This is a genomic window from Pseudonocardia sp. D17, from assembly GCF_036984265.1.
Lineage (GTDB): Bacteria > Actinomycetota > Actinomycetes > Mycobacteriales > Pseudonocardiaceae > Pseudonocardia > Pseudonocardia benzenivorans.
In genome coordinates, this window is sequence record NZ_BPRG01000122.1 from 23,989 (window position 1) to 27,904 (window position 3,916).

Annotated in this window: 5 protein-coding genes; 3 read left to right on the forward strand and 2 right to left on the reverse strand. The window is 74.7% G+C overall.

The features are described from left to right. The first annotated feature begins 343 nt into the window (after positions 1 to 343). From secG to PSD17_RS19545, 3 genes are all read left to right on the forward strand, one after another. Positions 344 to 577, forward strand: coding sequence for a preprotein translocase subunit SecG (gene secG, locus PSD17_RS19535; RefSeq protein ID WP_013675525.1), 234 nt, complete (start codon positions 344 to 346; stop codon positions 575 to 577). 43 nt (positions 578 to 620) lie between these two features. Then, positions 621 to 962 (forward strand): RNA polymerase-binding protein RbpA, encoded by a 342-nt coding sequence (locus tag PSD17_RS19540; protein WP_041761474.1) that lies wholly within the window; start codon positions 621 to 623, stop codon positions 960 to 962. Positions 963 to 1,036: 74 nt separating this feature from the next. Further along, on the forward strand, positions 1,037 to 1,831 hold the full coding sequence (locus PSD17_RS19545) for a class I SAM-dependent methyltransferase (protein WP_339124046.1): 795 nt from the start codon (positions 1,037 to 1,039) through the stop codon (positions 1,829 to 1,831). An 11-nt stretch (positions 1,832 to 1,842) separates the two neighbouring features. Here PSD17_RS19545 and purT read toward each other — a convergent pair whose 3' ends face one another. After that, positions 1,843 to 3,072 carry a formate-dependent phosphoribosylglycinamide formyltransferase gene (gene purT, locus PSD17_RS19550; RefSeq protein ID WP_041761471.1) on the reverse strand — a complete coding sequence of 410 codons (1,230 nt, stop codon included), beginning with the start codon at positions 3,070 to 3,072 and terminating at the stop codon, positions 1,843 to 1,845. 393 nt (positions 3,073 to 3,465) lie between these two features. Beyond that, the gene (locus tag PSD17_RS19555; RefSeq protein WP_041759760.1) at positions 3,466 to 3,861 is read right to left on the reverse strand and encodes a hypothetical protein; all 396 of its coding nucleotides are present in this window, start codon (positions 3,859 to 3,861) and stop codon (positions 3,466 to 3,468) included. Positions 3,862 to 3,916 lie beyond the last annotated feature (55 nt).

Below are 3,916 nucleotides of genomic sequence, written 5' to 3' on the forward strand. Positions count from 1 at the left end.
TCCGGGACCCGTTACCGGCGCCGGGCCAGGCGCCGGGTGTGCGGGCTGCGGGCCGGCTGCGCCGTGTACCCGACCGCGCCGTCAACCCGACCGCGCCGTCAACCCGACCGCGCCGTGTACCCGACCGCGCCCGGGTGTCCGACTGCGCCCGGTGTCCGACTGCGCCTGGTGTCCGACTGCGCCGGGGGTGCGAGTGCGCCGCAGGTGCGACTGCGCTGCGTAACACCTGCGGGGCGGGCTGCGAGCACACCCCTACCGGCGCCTCGAGGCGCACCGGGCCCTCCGGGACTGGTTCCACGGACCGGCGGGTAGCCTGGTGGACCCCGATGTGAATGAGGATGGGATGAAGCTCGCCCTGGACATTGTCCTGATCGTCTCCAGCGTGGTGCTGGTGCTGCTCATCCTGCTGCACCGCGGTCGCGGCGGCGGGCTCTCGAGCCTCTTCGGCGGCGGCGTCCAGTCGAGCCTGTCCGGGTCGAGTGTCGTCGAGAAGAACCTCGACCGGTTGACGTTGTTCACCGCGGCGATCTGGCTGATCGCGATCGTCGGTACCGGCGTGCTCGTCAAGATCGGCTGAGAGAGCCCGGGCGCAGGGCGGAAGGAGTACGGGAGACATGGCGATGTCAGGTGGCAACGCGATCCGCGGTACGCGTGTCGGGGCCGGACCGATGGGGGAGTCGGAGCGGGGCGAGACGGCACCGCGGGTCAGGGTCGCCTACTTCTGCGCGACAGGGCACGAGACGCGCCCGTCGTTCGCCGCCGACGCGGAGATCCCGGAGACCTGGGACTGCCCCCGCTGCGGCCTGCCCGCCGGCCGTGACCACACCAGCCCGCCCGCCGCACCGCGCAACGAGCCGTACAAGACGCACCTGGCCTACGTGAAGGAGCGCCGCAGCGACGCCGACGGCGCCGCGATCCTCGACGAGGCGCTCAGCCGCCTGCGGGCCTCCCGCGAGCTCTGATCCTCGTCCGGTCGCCAGCACGGTTCATCGGGGCGGTGTCCCGGGGACCACGACGTCGTCGGGTCCGTGAGGCCGTGCGCGCCAAGCTGATCGAGGCGGTCGACGAGGTCGTCGCCCAGCGGTGCGACGAGCAGACCGCGCTGCTGCGCGCCGAGGTCGCGCAGCAGCGCGCGGAGCTCGCCGCGCTCGTGCGGGCGGAGGGCGACCGCGTGGTCGACGAGATCCACGCCGTCGAACGACGCTCCCGTCGTGACCTGGTCGCGGCGGGCGAGCGCGCCGCCGCCGCGTCGACGTCCGCGTTCGTGGAGTCCCGGATGGGTGATGCCGTCGCGCTGCCCGACGCCGCGGCCACCCTCGACCGGGCACTGGAGCTCGCCCCGACCGGCGGGCTGGCGCTGGAGTTCGGGGTGTACTCGGGCGGCACGCTGAGCCGGATCGCCGACGCCCGGCCCGGTGGGGCGGTGTACGGCTTCGACTCCTTCACCGGCCTGCCGGAGACGTGGCGGCCCGGTTTCCGTACCGGCACGTTCGACGACGTCGCCGGCCCGCCGGAGGTCGCGGGCGCGCAGATCGTGGTCGGGCTGTTCGCCGACACCCTGCCCGGGTTCCTCGCCGAGCACCCCGGGCCCGTCGACCTTCTGCATCTCGACGCCGACCTGTACAGCTCGACGGCCACCGTGCTCGAGTGCGTCGGACCCCGGCTGCGGCCCGGCAGCGTCGTCGTCTTCGACGAGTTCTTCAACTACCCCGGCTGGCCCGACCACGAGGCCAGGGCGTGGCGTGAGTTCGTCGAGGCCACCGGCTGCGCGTTCGCCTGGGAGGCCTACACGGTCGCCGACGAGCAGGTCGTCGTCCGCATCACCGGCTGACGGGGGCGCACTCAGGCCGTGACCGGGCGGACCAGGGACGCGGCCGTCGTCGCCCGCTCGCGGGCCTGAGCCACGTCGTCGCCGACGGCGACGGCGACGCCCATCCGGCGGCGCACGAAGCTCTCCGGCTTGCCGAACAGCCGCACGTCGGTGCCGGGGACCGCGAGCGCGTCGGCGACACCCTCGAACGCGATGCCCGTGGCGTCCACGCCGCCGTAGACGACGGCCGACGCGCCCGGGCTCAGCAGCGTGACGTCGACGGGCAGGCCGAGCACGGCACGCGCGTGCAGCTCGAACTCCGAGAGCCGTTGGGTCGCGAGCGTGACGAGCCCCGTGTCGTGCGGGCGGGGCGAGACCTCGGAGAACAGCACCCGGTCGCCCGCGACGAACAGCTCCACGCCGAACACGCCGCGCCCGCCGAGGTTCGCGGTGACCGCACCCGCGATCCGCCGGGCCTCGGCGAGCGCGGCGTCGCTCATCGGCTGGGGCTGCCAGGACTCCACGTAGTCGCCGTCGCGCTGCAGGTGACCGATCGGGGCGCAGAACGACGTCGCGGTGCCGCCGTCGGTGGTGCTGGCGCGCACGGTGAGCAGCGTGATCTCGTAGTCGAAGGCCACGAACCCTTCGACGATCACCCGGGCCCTGGCCACGCGCCCGCCCGCCATCGCGTACTCCCAGGCGTGGTCGAGGTCGGCGGCCGAGCGCAGGACCGACTGTCCCTTGCCCGACGACGACATCACGGGCTTGACCACGCACGGGTAGCCGATCCCGGGGCCGTCGGCGGAGCCCTCGACCGCGGCGCGCAGCTCGTCGAGGGAGTCGGCGAAGGCGTAGGGCGAGGTGGGCAGCCCGAGCTCCTCGGCGGCGAGCCGGCGGATGCCCTCGCGGTCCATCGTCAGGCGGGTGGCGCGGGCCGTCGGGATGACGGTCGTCGTCCCCGCCGCCTCCAGCGCGGCCAGCGCGTCGGTGGCGATCGCCTCGATCTCGGGGATGACCAGGTCCGGGCGCTCCGCCTCGACCAGCGCGGTGAGAGCGGCGGCGTCGGTCATGTCGATCGTGTGGGCGCGGTGCGCGACCTGCTGGCCGGGCGCGCCGTCGTACCGGTCGACGGCGATGACCTCGACGCCCAGCCGCTGCAGCGCGATGACGACCTCCTTGCCGAGCTCACCCGCTCCCAGCAGCAGCACGCGCGTGGCGCCGGGGCTGTTCGGGGTGCCGATGCGGACGGGTCCGGGCGTCATGACGATCACGATATGTCCTGGTCCCGGCGCCGACCTCCCCGGCCCGGACGCACGGTGCGACGCGTCCCGACCGCCCGCAACCCCACTGCTCGCCGGTCGCCGGCCGTCGACGCTGTGGTTGCGCTCGGGCAGTCAGGCGCAACCGTGCTGGCCCTCCTGCGGCTGGAGCGCGACCGTGGGGTTGCGCTCGGGGGGTCGGGCGCAACCGTGCTGCTCTGCTGGGGCCGGAGTTCGACGGTGGGGTTGCGCTCGGGATCGGGCGCAACCGTGCTGTTCTGCTGGGGCCGGAGTCCGACGATGAGGTTGCGCTCGGGGTCGGCACACACTCGCGGCGCAGCCCACGCCGGCCGCCCACGTCGGCAGCCCACGTCGTAGCCCACGTCGGCGCCGGCGTCAGAGCGCGTCGAGCGCGCGCAGCAGCACCCCGGGCCCGACGACCTCGCCACCGGCCTCGGTCACGCGCGAGCGCAGCCCGCGGTCGGCGGTGACGACGAGGACCCTCTCGCCCCCGGCGACCAGCTCGCCGACGAGGTCGACGATCGCGGCGTCGCCGTCGGCGGGAGCGCGCAGCAGCGAGAGCCCCGCGACCGGCTCCACCTCGGCAGCGCGCGCCGCGCCCTCGACGACGAGCACCACCCGCGACGGCGCTCCGAGCGGGTCCAGCAGCCCGGCCGCCGAGGCCGCGCCGAGCCGCGTCGCCAACCGCGCTGCAGCGCCGGCCCGGTCGCGCCACCACCCGTCGGGCCGGGACCCGACGACGTTGGCGCCGTCGACCACGAGCACCGTCACAAGAGGACCGTCACCACAAGAGCCCCGTCCCCGCAGGAGCCCCGTCCCCGCAGGA